Below are 249 nucleotides of genomic sequence, written 5' to 3'. Positions count from 1 at the left end.
CCCGGTTCGTGCGCAACAACCGGCTCGCCGACGCCGCCCACACCCAGGCGATGGGCGCCATCAACGGCTCACCCGGCGCCCGCGCCTACTACGACCGGCAGCGCGCCCGCCAGGTCGGCCATAACGCCGCACTCCGCCAGCTCAGCAACCGCCTGATCGGCATCCTGCACGGCTGCCTGAAAACCCGCACCCTCTACGACGAGGCAACCGCCTGGTCACACCACCAACAACCCCACGCCGCTTGACACC

At 70.3% G+C, this 249-nt stretch carries 1 pseudogene; it reads left to right on the top strand.

Annotation, left to right across the window (positions count from 1 at the left end):
• Nucleotides 1–245 (top strand): annotated as a pseudogene (locus QSK21_RS36010) (IS110 family transposase); the annotation flags it as partial.
• Nucleotides 246–249 lie beyond the last annotated feature (4 nt).

The organism is Actinomadura sp. NBRC 104412 (assembly GCF_030269515.1).
Lineage (GTDB): Bacteria > Actinomycetota > Actinomycetes > Streptosporangiales > Streptosporangiaceae > Spirillospora.
This window is presented reverse-complemented; position numbering and strand designations above follow the sequence as displayed.